The following is a 17,118-nucleotide window of genomic DNA, read 5'->3' as shown; positions in this document are numbered from 1 at the left end:
CTTAAAGTACATGAGAAAGGTATTGGGCACACTTGGTCCTGTTTTATTAATGTTCATCACAATTCTTTACAAACCTATTCAGGCTCAGAACGTACCGGTAGGCGCCTCTGGTCGTTTTGATTTAAAAAATGGTGATCGTGTCGTTTTTCTGGGTAATTCACTTTTTGAAAATGACTTTCAGTATGGCTGGTTGGAACTTCTCCTGACTACCCGTTTTCCGGATCGTGACGTAACTTTTCGTAATCTGGGCTGGTCCGGTGACAATGTCTGGGGAGACGGGAGAAGCACTTTTACAAATCCGCCCACAGCTTACCAGCACCTGATGCAGGATATTACCAAAGCAGCACCGACGATTGTCTTTCTTGCGTATGGTGGTGTGGAAGCGCAGGAAGGGCAGGCTGGTTTATCACATTTTAAAGAAGGGCTGAATAACCTGCTTAATAAAATTGATTCGCTCGGAGCAAAGACGATTTTGTTGTCGACGATTCCCGTTGTTTCAAGCGATACCGCTGTTAATGTATCAAAACGAAACGAGGATCTTGCATTATATTCTACCGCCATTGCTCAGGTTGCATCCGCCCGCAGCAAACAATTTATTGATATTTACCAGCCAATTCAGGAGATGAGCAAAAAGGAAACCATCATCGAAAACGGTGTTCACCTGAACGAGACGGGCTACTTTTATCTTGCCAGTGTTTTAGAAAAAGGGTTGCGCTTGAAAAGAGAAAAGGAAACTATATCCATTACTGTTTCGAAGCACGGGCCAGTAACTTCTTCGCCTGCAAAAATAACAGATCCGGGTAAGGATATGACGGACTTTAAATTTACAATTGAGGAAAAATTTCTACCGTTTTCTATGCCGGGGGCAGCTTCCAGTATGGCCGTCAATCCGACCGTACTCAAGATAACAGGCTTGAAAAAGGGCGTTTATAGCCTTGATATAGATGACAATCAGGTTTTTACAGCTTCTTCTCAGCGCTGGGAACAGGGCGTGGAAATCAAGCGGGGGCCGTCTTTTATACAGGCGGCTGAAATTCGTGATATGATCTTAAAAAAGAATGAACTGCATTTTTTTCAATATCGTCCCATTAACGAAACGTACATCATTGGCTTCCGTGCCTATGAACAAGGCAAACACGTCAAAGATCTCGAAGATCAGAATATTCTGATCAAATGGCTTGAAGGACAAATAGCAATAAAAAGGATGCCGAAAAAGACAGTCTATAAGCTTTCTTCCCTGCGGCAAAAAGTTGCTGGCAATTAGTTTTTAGCCAAAATATTATCCGCGGAAATTATTACTAAATAAGAAATACCAGTATAACAAAGCTAAAAGCCAGCAACGGCCCGTCGCGCAGCAGATAGCCAACAGCCAGACATATGAAAGCAATAAAACGATTATACGGGGTCATGATTCTTCCAATGATCCTGGTTATGAGCTCTTCCGTAAACCAAATTGATGTATACGAAGATCCGGATCCGAAGAAAGAACTCGCGTCTTTTAAGGTCGCAGATGGTTTTGAAGTTTCGCTCTGGGCGGCGGAACCTTTGGTAGCCAAACCAATTCAGATGAACTGGGATGCGGATGGCCGTTTGTGGGTGGTAAGCAGTACGGCGTATCCGCACCTGAAAACAGGAGAGGTAGCCAACGACAAAATTTTTGTCATTGAAGATACTGATGACGATGGAAAAGCAGACAAGACGACTGTTTTTGCAGAAGGGCTGACAACCCCAACGGGTATACTTCCTGGTGATGGAGGTGTATATGTGGCTAATTCAACAGAAATCCTTCATTTTGCTGATACGGATGGCGATGGAAAAGCGGATAAAAAACGCAGGATTTTGAATGGGTTCGGAACCGGAGATGCACATCATCTGATCCATACCTTTAGGTGGGGGCCGGAAGGTAAAATGTATTTTAACCAGTCGATTTATATTTTCAGCCATGTGGAAACGCCTTTCGGTATCAAACGTCTTGAAGCCGGTGGTGTATGGCAGCTAAATCCAAAAACACTGGAAATGGATATCTACGCCCGGGGGCTTGTCAATCCATGGGGACTTCAGTTCGATTCATGGGGACAATCGTTTCTTACGGATGGAGCCGGTGGTGAAGGTATTAACTATGCGTTTCCGGGAGCGACTTTTTTAACTGCGCAAAATGCCGAGAGAATTATTCGTGGGTTGAATCCCGGACAGCCAAAACACAGCGGGCTCGATGTTGTCTCGGGTAGGCATTTACCTGACGCATGGCAGGGGAGGTTGATAACCAATGACTTCAGGGCAAATAGAATCAATAGTTTTAAGTTGGAAGAACAAGGAAGTGGTTATGCTTCAAAGCAAATGGAAGATCTGATGTGGACGGATGATGTTGCGTTTCGCCCTGTAGATATTAACGTAGGCCCGGATGGCGCTATTTACGTCGCCGATTGGTATAATCCGATTATCCAGCACGGAGAAGTTGATTTCTTTGATCCGCGACGTGACCAGGAGCGTGGCCGTATCTGGAAGATTACCGCTAAAAATCGCCCGTTGGTGAAAAAACCTAAATTAAATAAGGCACCTGTTTATGAGCTTTTGGAGGCACTTAAATTACCGGAGGATCTGGCTCGTGCCAGCGCAAGGCAGGTATTGAAAGAACGTGGTGCAAAAGAAGTAATACCGGGTTTGCAAACCTGGGTGAATGCTTTGAGTAAAAAAGATAAGAATTACGAACACAATCTTTTGGAAGCACTTTGGGTGTATCAGGCGCTTGATATCGTCAATGAGCCTCTTTTGCTCAGTCTGATCAATGCTGAAAGTCACAAAGCACGCGCGGCCGGCTTGCGTGCGCTCGAATTTTGGCATACAAGAATTGCCAATGTACCGGCTATTCTTGCCAGGGCAGTAACTGACAAACATCCGCAGGTACGTCTGGAGGCCGTTATTGCTCTTCGTAAAACAAAAACACCCGAAGCTGCGCGTGCTGCCGTTTCTGTACTGGATTCACAAATGGATGAATTTCTGGATTTTGCCCTTTGGCAGACTGTACGGGAGCTGGAACCCGTATGGATGGCAAAAGTGAAAACGGAACCGGATTTCCTGGGTGACGCAAAGAAAACGGTTTATGCCTTGAAGTCAGTGAATTCGCCGGCGGCGGTTGCGCAGTTGATCCGTTTATATGACAAGGGGCAGGTGCCGGAAGAATATCAGAACGATGTTCTTGCCGCCATGGCCAAATTCGGTCAACCGAAGGATCTGAATGTATTGCTCGGTATGACGCTTCGTAAAGGCAAAAACGTGGCGGCACAACTGGCGGCTCTGGAAAGTGCAGCCAGTCAGCGAAAAATATTGCCTGATCAAAATACAGGACGAATTGCCGATTTTATAGGTAATGAAGACGAGGCGGTGAATTTAAGTGCCATTCGCCTGACAGGGTTATGGAAGTTGGAACAACTCGGTGGCCGTCTTACGGAGCTGATTCAAACCGGAACACCCAATACTAAAAAAGCAGCACTGGGAGCCTTGGCTTCGATAGACAAAGACAAAGCCATGAAATTGATGATCTCCATGGCAGGTGCGAAAAATACACCGGAAGTGCGTATCATATCAACCGCACAGCTGGCGACTTTAAATCCTGTTGAAAGTGCAAAAATTGCTGCTGAGCTCATGCGGACATTGCCAGCTGACACCGATATGACGGACCTTTTTATGGCGTTCATTCCGAGTAATCCCGCAGCGGCTGCCCTGGCGGATGCGATTGCTTCCAAAAAAATTCCCGAGGCAATAGCTAAGGTCGGAAGGCAGCTCGTTCGGAGCCGGGCGGGCTGGACACGTCAGCGAATTGACGAGATTACCGCGCTGAACAAAGCACTGGAAGCTTCTGGCGGAACATTACCGGTAGAAAATATGCCTCAGGATCTTAGTGATAAGGACATTGCCAATCTGGCCAAAGTGGTAACTGACAAGGCTGATCCTGTAAAAGGTGAGGTTATTTTCCGCAAAGCCAGCACGAACTGCACGACTTGTCATGCCATCGGCGGTGCTGGAGGCCGTATCGGTCCGGATTTGAGCAGCTTAGGAACGAGTTCTCCCGTAGAAACAATTATTCGTTCCGTTTTGTATCCCAATTTGTCTATTAAGGAAGGTTATGACCTAAAAAGGGTTGTAAAAAAAGACGGTTCTGAAACCATGGGATATCTGGCCAGTGAAAGCGCCTCGGAAATTGTTATCAGAGATGTGACGGGTAAAGAAGTATCAATACCCAAAAGCCAGGTAAAGTTGATGGAAAAAGTACCCGGGTCATTGATGCCACCCGGATTGACGGCTGGTTTGGGTAAACAGGAATTTATTGATCTCATTGGTTTCCTTTCTAAAATTGGAGAATCAGGTAAATTCCGTGTTGCCAATACACGTTTTGTGCGACGTTGGGAATCGTTAACCGGAGATAATCAAACGGCTGCTAAAATGTTAGCCAACGGATCATTTCCTGCTAAGGGAAAAGGAATTACGGCGCAGCCTGTTTACAGCAAAGTTTCCGGAGCGTTGCCGTTAGACGAACTCCCCGAACTAGAAAATGGGAGCAAACGTGTCAGCATAGTGCGCTTCGAAATAGAAGTGATGACTAAAGGTACGGTAAATCTGGCTTTCAACGCGACGGCCGGAATAACGGCTTGGGCAGCGGGGAAACCGGTTAAGCTAACAGACAGCGGTATGGCCGTTGATGTTCCACAGGGTGTTCAGACTTTTACACTGGCGGTGGATCGGGGAGTATTCAAAAATGATGCCTTGACCGTGCAGTTGAAGGAGGATGAAACCAACGGTGCGCAGGTGCGACTGGTTATGGGAAAGTGAAAAGCTAATACAAGAACAAAGTTTTAAAAGGTGGATATGGTGTAAATTAGCGTGTATAGCTAACTTATGCCATATCCATTTATGTTTCCAGGATTGTGCCCTGAACCATCGTATCGTGCAGTTTACTTGCTGATACTGAGCTTTTAATTGCCGTGGAGTCGGATGGTGAAGATGCGAAAAAGATGGTGATAACCCGAAATGCAGCAACGGGTTGGAAAACTTACAAAGTAGAAGTTTTTCAGCCCCGGTCTTTTAATGAACGTAACTATCTGGTTCCTATTCCACAATCCGAGACCAGGTATAACGTAAAATTTGAGCAAAACCCTGACTATTAAGTGTCCTACTAAATTGAAATAAAGCATGAAATACAATGCATTGATGCTCTTGACCTGTTGTCTTTTAGGTTTGTCAAATATTTTGTTTGCTCAGGATGAGCTTTCGGTTTATAACTACTGGAAGTTCCATCAGGGTACAGTGAGTCAAACTTTCTATAACGAACTAAGTCACCGGGCATTTGAGCAGTTGAAAAAACGGGAAGTGGCCATTGCGAAACTGAAAACAAAAGCAGATTGGCAAAAAAGACAAGCTGAGGTCCGGGCAAAACTAACCAGGGCAGTCGGGTCTTTCCCCGAAAAAACACCGCTGAACCCGTTTGTGACGGGGACATTGAAAAAGGAAGATTATACGGTGGAAAAGCTTTATTACGAATCCCGTCCGGGGTACCACGTGACGGCCGCCCTGTTTATTCCTGAGAAAAGACAGGAAAAGGCTCCGGCGATCATCTATTGCAGCGGACATAGCGAGAATGGCTTCCGGAATGAAGCGTATCAGCATATCATCCTGAATTATGTTAAAAAAGGATTTATTGTGCTTGCGTTTGATCCGATAGGACAGGGGGAGCGTATTCAGTACCTGCCGGACGAACTAAAAAAAGGCGCGGTGCCCGAACATTCTTACGCCGGCGTACAGTCTTTTGTTTCCGGACTGCCGCCCGCCAATTACTTTATCTGGGACGGAATACGCACCGTAGATTATCTGCTTACCCGAAAAGAAGTGGACCCTGCGCGGATAGGGATCGCAGGGCGGTCGGGTGGGGGCACGCAAAGTGCGTACATCGCAGCAATGGATGACCGTATTCTGGCAGCAGCTCCTGAATGTTACATCACTACTTTTGACAAGTTAATCCGGTCCAATGGACCACAGGATGCCGAGCAAAACCTCATGTACGGGCTGGAAAGCGGCATTGATATGGCGGATTTCCTGGAAGTACGTGCGCCAAAACCTGCGCTTATCGTAAGTACAACCCTGGATATTTTTAGCATCCAGGGGGCCAGGGATACTTATCATGAATCTAAAAGGGTATATCAGGCCTTTGGAAAAGCAGAGCAGTTGCAAATGACAGAAGATGATGCAGGACATGTATCCACACTTAAAAACAGAGAGGCCTCCTATGCCTTTTTTCAGAAATATCTGAGCAATCCAGGCATACCGACTGACGAGAAAGTAGAGATTTTGACTGATAAGGAACTTCATGCAACACCTGAGGGGCTGGTTATCCCATTTCTGAAAGGTGAAAGTATGTTTTCACTAAATAAAAAATACGCGCTGGCGATTGTTGAAAAAAGAGCGCGGGATAGAAAAGCCACTCCCGATTATCAAAAGAGCCTGAGGGGGAAAATGATTGGGATTTCGGGATATGTGAAGCCGACAGGAAAAAAAGATGTTGTTTTTTCGGGAAGGATACAGAAGCCGTATTATGCGATTGAAAAATATCTTGTAAAGGGAAACGGAGACTACTACATCCCGGTTTTATGGTTAAAGCCGAAAACTTCCTCCGGGAAAACAATTCTTTTTCTAAATGAGGGTGGCAAATCGATGGCTGCTCAGAAAGGACAGATTGCTGAGCGGCTCGTTGGTCAAGGGTTTGAGGTGGTACTGCCCGATGTAAGCGGCACGGGCGAGCTTGCCAGCGGATTTATGAAAAGCGGGGATTCGGTTATCGATGACATCCCGTTGAATCTTTGGTTTACCGGCATACTTACCCACAAGAATCTGGTAGCCGTTCGGGCCGAGGAAATTTCTATTCTTGCAGATTTTGTTAAAAGTGCCGGTGCCGCTAAAACGTTGAGCGCAGTGGCATCGGGGACCTTAACATCGGACCTGCTACATGCCGCCGCCATTGAAAATCCATTCCACAAACTGGTGCTGATCAACCCGCTGATTTCTTATCAATCCATTACAGAAGAGAAACTTTACAAAACAAAATTTGCACTATCGGCAGTTGCCGGTGCAATGCCAGTCTATGATCTTCCAGACCTGGTTGATATGCTTTCTTCGCAAGGTTTGTTACTAATAAACCCCATAACGGCTACGGAAAAAGAGATTGATCAGAATCGTGCCAATTCCATTTATGCTCAGGCCCTCAAACAAACAGATGCTTCAAATTTCGAAATTAGGCGAGATTTGAAAAGTGATGCCTGGGCACCTTCTATAATATCGTGGATTAAATAAACAGGATTTGCAACGGCTTAGTCAGTAAAGTCAGTCATGTGGGAATTTCTATATGGCTAACGTTATTGCTTGTTTTCCCACTTTTCGGTCTACTATGTTATCGGATATAAGCTTTTTGTGCCCTGGTTCGAGCGCTGTACTGATGCTCCTTTTACGCACATTGTATATTATCGTCTCCCAAAAAGTTCGTCATCAACAGCTTCACCCAGATTGGCCAGCCGGAAATATGTTGCTTTTCCACCGGGATCAGTAAATTCTGTCAGCAGCAGATCCAGTTCGTGTGGACCGTTCCCCAGGGTCCATCCTTCCCGCCAACCCTTTATCTTTAGAGAAATTCCATCCGGTCGGATCGAACGATCTGCGATCGGGCCGCTGATCGTGAGCGGGTCCAGAACGATACGGCCAAGATCAAAACCATTCAGTTTATTGTGCGGGTCAACCTCTTTATTGATATTGTCAACGCCCGGATTTCGCTCCGGATTCAGACAGAACAGAACCGGCCCCCGCATCACTGCCACACGACCAGCCTGCCGCTGACGTCCTTTCACCAGACGAGGTTCCATGGGCATTTCCAAAATCACTTCATCGCCTTTTGACCACTTACGACTGATCCTTGCGAATGATCCAGACTTCGTCGTTTCATTCCAAGGGGTGCCGTTTACAGTGATGGTCGCCGTTTTTGCCCAGGCCGGAATGCGTAAATCCAAACGAAAGGTGGCTGGTTTTTCAGGATTAACCTTGACCAATATGCGTCCCTGATTTGGGTATTCGGTCAATTGTTCAATATGTACAACACCCGCTTTTGGCAATTCCAGCTTTGCTGATGACGCCGTGTACAGATTGACACCTATGCCTTCGGAGCCCCGTACCACACTGCTGTAATAAATCATTTGCGGTAGCTCTGAAATAATGCGCCTGTAATTGTTCGGACAGCAATAGCCTTCCTCGTGAAAATACCGCCGCGGTCCCACCATAGGCGTATAGTAGCGAATTTGTTCCCCATGTGGTGATTGTGCTGCGAAAAGGGTGTTGTAAAGGGTTCGCTCAATCAGGTCCCCGTACCTTGAATCACCCGAAAGCCGAAAAAGGTTTTCGTAAACCCTGATCTGATACGCCGATGCGCAGGTTTCGCCAAGCGCATTTTCGCCATCCTGGTCGTCCGTCCATGCTTCCCACTGCCCGGCGGCACCGGAAATGACGGCTCCATCTTTTTCGGTTAAAAAATCGATTGCTTTGTTTGTCTGATTGAGCAACCTTGGTTCGCCAGATAATCGGTATAGTTCAAGCTGCGCGAGGCACATGCCTAAAAAACCATAGACATGTCCATTCAACCCTTGTCTCCGACCAATCTCAATTTCAAGATCCCAGTCTCTCGTTTTCTTTTGTTTAATACAAAAATCAAGATACGCCCGCTTTCCGGTGAGGCGATATGCAGTCAGCATTGCCCGGTCCAGGCCGGTTGCAGCTTCAAACAGATTCACTCCCGTATTTTTTTCCCAATGATAGGGCATGGACGACCAGTTGGCCATAATATAATCCAAGGTTCTGGTCGCGGCATCCAGCGATTTTTTTCTTTGAAAGAGTTGGTAATCTTTAAGCAAACCAAAAGCCAGGTAGCTCATTTCATGCACATCCCATAATGTCCACATACGTTCGGCTTTGGTGAACATTCCGATGTAGCCGTCAGGCTCCTGGGTCGCAATGACTTTGTCCACCAGAAAGTTTTTTATTCGGATCGTTCCGCTATCCTGCGCGTGTGCGGCCATTTTTGCCACAGCGTCGATCAGCATACCCGTACCGATGAAACCTTCACTCCGCTTCTTGTCCCGAAATGGTGCAATGAAATATTTGTCGAGGTGCAGGCTTTCCAGATTGGCGTGTTCGGTGATGTGGATACGTCGCCCAATTTCTCCACCCACTTTTACTTCCGAAGCTTTGGCAGCGGTAAAAACATCTGTGACCTTTGTTAGAACGGCCTGCTCGACTTTGCTCTGCCCCTTTAAAGCAAGACTCTGAACGATCAGTACGCCGATCAAAAAACTGTATTTTGTAGTACTTATGCTGCACATCAATATTTTTTTTTCATTTCCGGTGGAGGGGGTTGGTTTCAGAGCCATGTGGCTGGTCAGAAAGAATCAGGTTGAGCAGAGTGCCCCGTCTATTACTGCACAGATCATTTTCCTGGTGGTTCAGTTGATTTTGTCAGATTTTAACGGGTTGATGTATGCTTCGATTTTTAAGTTTTATCCTGGGGAACCTGTGGCATTGGTGCCGTGCATGTCTCCAATGTGCAAGTTAAATAAACCTAAGGGATTATTAACGGCTTTAAATGCACCATTTTAATGAATCGCTGTGGGGGTTGCAAAATGAAGAATAAGCTTGTGTATCTGTATGATGAAAGCGCAGACGTAGTGATAAGTACCTGTTGGTAATTAGCTATGTGCGATTAGATCAGTAACCTGATGATCAATAGCTTATAATGAAAATCAATAATATGAATTAATTTTTCACTACTTACTACTAAAAATCACTCCGCTACTTTCAAACAAAAGAATTGTTATGAGATATTTTCTTTAATGCCTGACAGTAAGCTTCATTTTGGCTTCTTGCAGTAAGACAAAAGGGCCAGGCGTAAGTAACCAAATGTTGTATTTGTATTAAAATTTTGTGAAAGTCATTGAATTAGTACAATTTTTGATAGTTTTATCCATTAGTTTCCCGATAGTTACTTCAATGATATTACATGTAATCAGTTTGCAATTCTTATGAAAAATAAATATGTCCTTTTTTTGCTGTTCCTTCTGATAAGTGGGGGGCTATATCAATGCAAATCCAAAGAAAAATTTGAATCTGAATTTGTTAGGATTGATTTTGACAAGGCAGCTGTGCAGATCATGGATACCCTCACGAGTCAGCTTATTGGCAGATGGAATTTACAACAAGTAGAATTCCATCTCAAATACATTAATTCCACAGGATCAGTAAAAAAAGACACCGTCTTTCAAAATTTTGCGATTTTGGAAATTCAGAGCATTTCCAGAGAAATCTTAAATCGTCCTAGATGCAAGGGACAAATTACATACAACGGACAGCTGTGGCCGGTAAGATTCGACCTTTTGGCTGATGCTGGTCGTATGATAGAAAAAAAAGGTCCACATGCTTTTACATTGTTTGAATGGGACTTTCCGGTAGGCTCCCGGACATGGAAACCAGAAGAAATGTTCATCAAGAATTTTGGTCTGGACGGCGAGAATTTTTCGATTGAACTTGATAATAATAAAAATATGGTTTGGAAAGGGCTTAACAGAGACATTAAAGAAATCAGAATGAAAAAAATATAGGTTGTTCAGACTTTTAGCACCCGAAGAGCGTAATAAATTCAAATAACCTCAGAAAGCATAGTACTTGAAAACGGAGGTAAGTAGAGACGGATTCTGCCCCAGTACAGATTTTGTATGGCTGTGTCCAATAGAAGGATTTTGCGAGACGACTTAATTTTTATTGTGCGTCAGGACTGTAAACTAAACTGAGTCGTTGCTCTTATATTTGTTGTCTCCTACTACTGTTCACAATCATGATCTTTAAGCGTGCTATTTTCATTATTCTTTCACTTATCGCTGTCAACGCGGAAGCACAGCTCATAGATACGCTAATTGATGTCAGTCCCTATACACTACATTTCCGGATTTTGAAGGGAAAGAATTTACCGATACTTTTTGAATCAGGAGGAGGGATGGATGCCTCACAATGGGATTCGATTGCCACTGTCCTTCATCATCGGCTTCAAGCCACAGTGATCACTTATGATCGTGCTGGTTTTGGGAAAAGCACGTTAGATACAGCCAATTATACGATCCTTCAGGAAATCAAAAGTTTAGAAGTCGCCCTGGGAAATTTTGGCTACGGCAATGCTGATTTTCTCGTTGTTGGGCACTCCCTTGGTGGTTTTTATAATCGTGTATTTGCTGGGCGACATCCTGAACAAGTCAAAGGAATTGTTCTGCTTGATCCGAGAATACCATCTTATGAAGACATGAGTTTCGCCAGAAATTATTTTAAGAGCCTTGATCGTAAGGACTATGAACCCGACGATATAAGTTTGTACCACCTGCTGGCCAACATGGAGCGGAATAGTAATTATGTCCGACAGGTGCCATTGCCCTCTGAAATCCCAATTCTGAATATCATGGCTGAGAAAGGACCATTTACGGAAGTGCAAGAAAATGAACGGTTTCAAGCCGATCAGCGCAGTTTTGTTAAAGCAGCTAAAAATCGCAAACTGGTTTTGGCCAAGGGCAGTTCACACAATATCCCCTATGACAAGCCTGGCTTGGTTATCGAACTGATTACAAATTTCTACCAAAAACTGAGAAATTGATTTACTGTGGGCTACTATGAAAAGTACGGATTGGTAACTTCATAATTAATAAATAGAATATATTATGTCGCTGGTATTGCAGACACGCTATATGCATGGCATTCAGAATTATTTTTTATACGGGGTCATTTAATAGCATACCGCATAGTATGGGAGACGGCGTCTTATTGCTTCACAAAACGATGTCACCACCGGATTTTGTGACGAGACTGAAAATCCGGGGGAAATTTATAATTTTAAGAAAAAAAGGTACTATTAAGAACAGCCATACATGACAGTTGAGACTCACCAAATTAATGAATTAAGAATAGCCGAGGTGATTTCGGATAAACTTGTAATCGCCAGCACTGAAGATGGTCTGGATTTATTGGGTAATTTGTATTACCAGGGATTCGATAGGATTATGATCAATGAAAAAAATATAACGCAGGATTTTTTTGATCTCAAAACGGGTATAGCCGGAGAGATTCTTCAGAAGTTTTCCAATTACCGGATGGGGCTTGCCATTATTGGAAATTTTGATTCGCATCCGAGCAAAAGCTTCCGGGACTTTGTCTTTGAAAGTAACAAGCTGGGGCTCATTAACTTTGTAAATTCCAGGGAAGAAGCGATCAGTCGGTTTTCCAGCAAACGGTAGTGGATTACAGCCTTATAGGTTATGGAAAAGGAAGCGACCGGTCACAGCAATTACATCTGTTCAAACGGACCATTATACGAAAAGGCCAAATTAGATATGAAATTTATCTTTCCAGAAGAAATGCTTGACGGATTAAAACACGGTAATCGAAAATCCGAGCCGGTAAAAAAAACAGAAATGGTCATTTATGTTCTTCATGCTGAATTCAACTGCATTGTATCAAATTGGTATCATGACGATCCAATATTATTTCGGCGATGACCGCCTTCCTTTGCGCTATCATTTTTTTGTTGGGATTACAACGTCGATTCTCGCGCTGATCATCGAATACCTAGTTCGCAGCAAATCACATCGATTTAAAATGTGGCTGGCTGCGTTGATGATGGTGGGGATGGTAATTTCTGCTTTGTTTATTCCAAGAGGGTAAGATGCCATTGGAGTATATATTCTTGACATCCTTGAAAAGCCAATATAAATCAAGCCGCAAAACGTGTTAACAAAGTAATTAATCTCTTTATTAATACGTTTTGCGACGGTCGATGCCATACATTCTTTTATTTTACCCTAACACGCTCCCGGCCACTTTTATTTCAATCAACCGGACCAAAATAGCGCATTTACTTTCTAATTCTGTTTTCCAACAAAAACACACCGTTTTTATTGGCCACAACGATATCTGGTTTTTTATCCTTATTGATATCCTGCACCACAATATTGAGACCGGCCCCTGAATCGTTGTCAATGACGTGCTCTTTAAAATACGGTTCTTTGTTTGAATTAAATTCGAACCAAAGCAATATCGCGGCATCGCTGTCGCCCGGATCCCGGCCATGGTGCGCCAGGAATCTTTTGCCTGTGATATAATCTTTGGTTCCATCACCGTTTAAATCTGCCATGATCGAAGCATGAGTTTGCGCCGTGGTGGTACTCATCAAATGCGTTTTGAAATTGATCTTACCTGCGGCGTCCGTAATCTGTTCGTGCCACCAGATGCCTAATCCATGGGCAGAGGCGCTTACGACATCATTTTTACGATCTCCGTTTACATCCAAAATTTGCATGTGGGAACAGGGCTCTCCCAAATTGGCCTGGTGAAAAACCCAGTTACCCGCTTTATTGTTCTTCGTCCCTTCAAACCAGCCTTCACGAATGACAACATCTTTTATGCCGTCCATATTGATGTCGCCATAGCCTATTCCATGTGAGAAAATCTCAGTTCCGGGCACATTTTCTCCACTTAGTGCAAAACGTTTCCATTCGGTATCCCCCTTCTTTGTGGGAGCCTGCAACCAAACGATCTGTTTTTTAACCTTATCGCCGCAAAGAATATCCAGCCTTCCATCTCCATCCATATCGATAAAACCAGGAGATTCATTGGATATCCCTAAGGAATCCGCGATGATATGCTTTACCCATTGGTCCGATTTGTTCCGGGGATTCTCAAACCAGAAGCCCGGTTTTCCGGGGAAATCAACAATCACGACATCATCCCAGCCGTCCAGATTTACATCCATGCCCAGATTCAGAAACGAATTGCTGTATTCTTTTCGCGGTTCAAAAACCCGGGATGGTGCCAATTCATGTTTCTTCCAGTCAGGCGCCTCAAACCAGTAATAGCCGGCGATGATATCCATTCGTCCATCTTTGTTCAAATCCGCAACAGCTGCACCTTCCGAGATAAAATCTCTGGTCAGTGTCGTTTTTTTGAAATTTTGATCACCCTCAGATTGTGCCAGGGAAAGGTTTGTACAAAGCCCCAGTAGTGCAACGATCCGGCAGATACGTTGTCTGTTCAACTTTATCGTCTTTTGCATAGATACCAGCTAAATTAATTTTTCAAAATCTTTCCAATCAGCATCTGACTTTCGTGGTTCTCGTGTGAATGCCCGTTTTTACCTAATTTGCTATCCAGCTCTTTCAGCACTTTTTTAGATTCATCCGTACCGATGGCACCTATGCGTTGAATGGTATATTGTAAAATTTTAGGCAGTTTGGATTTTTCCGCCATTAACAATGCACGTTTCATATCGATGGCGGCCAGTGGTTCGGCAGCATACCAGACCATTAGAGGCAGGTTGTGATCATCTTTGTCATCCGATTTTTGAACCAGTGCATCCAGAACATCCCACCTTTGCGCGGGCTCCAGTCTTGTCAGTGCCGAGGTAAGATATAACCTGACCACTGGCGAGGTATCTTTTTGGGCCAGGGCTGCGAAGTGTTTCAACGTTTCGGGGGAAACGCTTTTGTTTTCTGCCAGCAGCTGAATAGCCCAGCTTCTTACATCCTCGTGTTCGTTGGCTAATAAATCGGTCAGTTCTTTTTCAGTAAACCCTTTTGTGACATGCAGTGCCCACATGGCGCGTAGTTTTCGGGTTACGTCGGGATTGGTTGACAATATTTGTTTCAGTGCTTTGTGTACTTTTTTATTAGGTCCACGTTCCTGCAAAATTGTTCTCGCCTGCCGCACGTACCAATCGTTGGCATTTAACTGATAATTCACCAATGCCATATCGGAGGCTTTGGATAGGTCCACTTTTACAAACTTGTCGTTCTCATGCGTAATTTTAAAAATCCTTCCCATCGTTTTATCGTGTACATCGGGATTCGGACTGTGACATTGGTTTTTGTCATACCAGTCTATTGCATACACCGATCCGCTTGGGTCATACTTCATATTCAGCCATTGCGACCAGGAGTCGTTCATGGCCAGGAAATCATTTTTATGAGACGCCACATAACCAGATCCGTTGCGCTCGAAATGATCCACATTCAGTCGGGCACCATTGATATTGTTCATGAAAATTTCATTGCGGTATTCCTTTGGCCAGGAATCACCGCCGAGGTATATCATCGCGCCTGCGTGGGCATGTCCTCCGCCCGCAGAGGCAGACCGGAAGTTCCCTGCATGCGGTCCGCGATCGCCGAGCCAATGTACATGGTCACCAATGGTTTTGATGTCATCATAGGTATATGGGTTAAAATGCTTTCCCGCCTGCCGCTGGTAACGCGCCCCCTGAATGACATGATACATATGCGGAATCACACAAACGGTGATAAAGGGATGGCCATAGTCATTAAAATCGATTCCCCATGGATTGCTGGATCCTTCTGCAAACAATTCAAATTTATGGGTCGTGGGGTGATACCGCCAAACGCCTGCGTTTAACTTTGTCCGTTCAGAATCCGGAGCGCCTGGTTTGCCTACATTGGAATGTGTAAAAACGCCATGGGTACCGTAAAGCCAGCCGTCGGGTCCCCATCTTAAATTGTTCAGCACCTCATGGGTATCCTGAACACCCCATCCGTCGAGCAACTTTTGTGGTGGTCCGGCAGGCTTGTCATTTTTTGCATCAATCGGGATAAACAACAGATAAGGTGCGGCACCCAACCAAACACCGCCCATGCCCACCTCGATACCACTCACCAAATTCAACTTTTCCGCAAATACCTTTCTGCTGTCCAGCGTTCCGTCGCCATTGGTATCTTCAAAAATCAGGATACGATCCTTTCCTTCTCCCTCTTTGGCCGGAACAGGGTAGGTGTGCCCTTCAACGACCCAAAGCCTTCCTTTTGCATCAATTGTAAAACTGATCGGGCGAATGATAGCCGGCTCTGCTGCGGCCAGGGTCACTTTAAAACCTTTGGGCGGCGTCATGGCCTGAGCTGCTTTCACACCCGAAAGTCCTGCGTTCAGCACAGGGTCCAACGGCGGAAGAATTATAATGTCTTTTTGTTTTAGCTCATTGGGGAAATTCGGACGGCTTGGATAAAAAAGGAAGTCATCGAAATTGATATGTGCCCATTTGTCGTTTGGAATGTATGGAATCTGCGAAATCCCCGTCTCGTTGTCGATTATCCGGATGAAAATCTCCTTGTTCAGATAGGGTTGTAAATCCACAACCACGGGTTGTAAAGTGGCCCTGCCTTGTCCGGTGATATGAAAAATAACCTGATCCGTTCCGGCCAGTAAAAGTTCAACCCGCGTATCCTGCAAAGCCCCACCTGAAACCCTGAAAGCAGCAAATGGCTGTGTAACTTTAAAAGGAACCGATGTTAAGCTTCCCGTTAACTTCGCATTGACCGTTCCGCCACTGCTCAGAAAGTACTTGCCTTCAAAACCAATATGCATTTCCTTTTCATGAACCGGAGAGGGGTCTGAGTTGATGACCGGATTGGCGAAGGCGTTGCCGGTTGCCGTCCAGTCTTTGAGCAATCCCGTTTCGAAATTCAGATTTAAAGGCTGTCCGTCCTTCACAGGCAGCTGTCCGGCAATGGTTGTATTGGAGATAACCCCTTCGACCACTTCAAAACTTCCTACCATACCCGCAACGCGATGTCCTGGGACGGAACAGTAATAGGTGTCGTTTTGCGCCGCAGTGAAGGTGATACTCGTGCTGCTCCCTTTTTCGAGAATCACCTTACTTTTGATCCCGAGTTTTTCCAACGCAATATCATGCGTCATCAGTTCTCCGTTGGTGATCTTAATGCGAACCCGATCGCCCTTGTTGGCCTTTAAAGTAGGATTACGGGCTCCATCGGGAGCAAAAAATCCAAGCATGGTCGCTTCCAGTGCATAATCCCGGTCATAACGTGCACTGTCTTGCTTTTCCTTCCTATTCATGCCGAATACCGTGCTGGCAGGGCCCACAAGAAATAAAGCGAGAATAGTGATAACTACATGGCGCATAATAAATTAGTAATTGAAGTAATTGAAATATTATAATTGAACATTTGGTTGCAAAATAAGGAGGCGATCAGGTAAACA

General features: G+C 44.8%; 11 protein-coding genes. 8 read left to right on the top strand and 3 right to left on the bottom strand.

Translation table 11 applies throughout. From position 1 onward, the window contains the following. The first annotated feature begins 10 nt into the window (after positions 1 to 10). The 4 genes from RB622_RS13690 to RB622_RS13680 all read left to right on the top strand — a co-directional run bounded on the left by RB622_RS13690 (position 11) and on the right by RB622_RS13680 (position 7,338). Entirely contained in the window at positions 11 to 1,264 is a 1,254-nt protein-coding gene (locus RB622_RS13690) for a GDSL-type esterase/lipase family protein (protein WP_308047126.1), read from the top strand. A 113-nt stretch (positions 1,265 to 1,377) separates the two neighbouring features. Further along, the gene (locus RB622_RS13685; RefSeq protein WP_308047125.1) at positions 1,378 to 4,827 is read left to right on the top strand and encodes a PVC-type heme-binding CxxCH protein; all 3,450 of its coding nucleotides are present in this window, start codon (positions 1,378 to 1,380) and stop codon (positions 4,825 to 4,827) included. Positions 4,828 to 4,979: 152 nt separating this feature from the next. Continuing rightward, positions 4,980 to 5,162: a RagB/SusD family nutrient uptake outer membrane protein gene (locus RB622_RS30330; RefSeq protein WP_409021429.1), complete on the top strand. Its 183-nt coding sequence runs from the start codon at positions 4,980 to 4,982 to the stop codon at positions 5,160 to 5,162. 25 nt (positions 5,163 to 5,187) lie between these two features. Beyond that, entirely contained in the window at positions 5,188 to 7,338 is a 2,151-nt protein-coding gene (locus RB622_RS13680) for an acetylxylan esterase (RefSeq protein WP_308047124.1), read from the top strand. A 167-nt stretch (positions 7,339 to 7,505) separates the two neighbouring features. Here the strand turns inward: RB622_RS13680 and RB622_RS13675 are convergent, their stop codons facing one another. Then, positions 7,506 to 9,455, bottom strand: a complete 1,950-nt coding sequence (locus RB622_RS13675) for a beta-L-arabinofuranosidase domain-containing protein (RefSeq protein WP_308047123.1) — start codon at positions 9,453 to 9,455, stop codon at positions 7,506 to 7,508. 648 nt (positions 9,456 to 10,103) lie between these two features. Here RB622_RS13675 and RB622_RS13670 point away from each other — a divergent pair. The 4 genes from RB622_RS13670 (at position 10,104) to RB622_RS13655 (ending at position 12,780) form a co-directional block, all read left to right on the top strand. Continuing rightward, entirely contained in the window at positions 10,104 to 10,679 is a 576-nt protein-coding gene (locus tag RB622_RS13670) for a hypothetical protein (protein WP_308047122.1), read from the top strand. Between the two features lie 233 nt (positions 10,680 to 10,912). Next, positions 10,913 to 11,716 carry an alpha/beta hydrolase gene (locus RB622_RS13665; RefSeq protein ID WP_308047121.1) on the top strand — a complete coding sequence of 268 codons (804 nt, stop codon included), beginning with the start codon at positions 10,913 to 10,915 and terminating at the stop codon, positions 11,714 to 11,716. Positions 11,717 to 11,987: 271 nt separating this feature from the next. Next, a complete protein-coding gene (locus RB622_RS13660) occupies positions 11,988 to 12,353 on the top strand; it encodes a DUF4180 domain-containing protein (RefSeq protein ID WP_308047120.1) in 366 nt (121 codons plus the stop codon). Positions 12,354 to 12,549: 196 nt separating this feature from the next. Further along, positions 12,550 to 12,780, top strand: coding sequence for a hypothetical protein (locus RB622_RS13655; RefSeq protein WP_308047119.1), 231 nt, complete (start codon positions 12,550 to 12,552; stop codon positions 12,778 to 12,780). A 190-nt stretch (positions 12,781 to 12,970) separates the two neighbouring features. Here RB622_RS13655 and RB622_RS13650 read toward each other — a convergent pair whose 3' ends face one another. Then, positions 12,971 to 14,167, bottom strand: coding sequence for a VCBS repeat-containing protein (locus tag RB622_RS13650; protein ID WP_308047118.1), 1,197 nt, complete (start codon positions 14,165 to 14,167; stop codon positions 12,971 to 12,973). A gap of 14 nt (positions 14,168 to 14,181) precedes the next feature. Next, positions 14,182 to 16,974, bottom strand: a complete 2,793-nt coding sequence (locus RB622_RS13645; protein ID WP_308047117.1) for a PVC-type heme-binding CxxCH protein — start codon at positions 16,972 to 16,974, stop codon at positions 14,182 to 14,184. Positions 16,975 to 17,118 lie beyond the last annotated feature (144 nt).

It is taken from the genome of Dyadobacter sp. LHD-138, assembly GCF_030929615.1.
Taxonomy (GTDB): domain Bacteria; phylum Bacteroidota; class Bacteroidia; order Cytophagales; family Spirosomataceae; genus Dyadobacter.
Note: the sequence above shows the minus strand (reverse complement) of the source record. Positions and strands in the feature narration are given on the sequence as shown.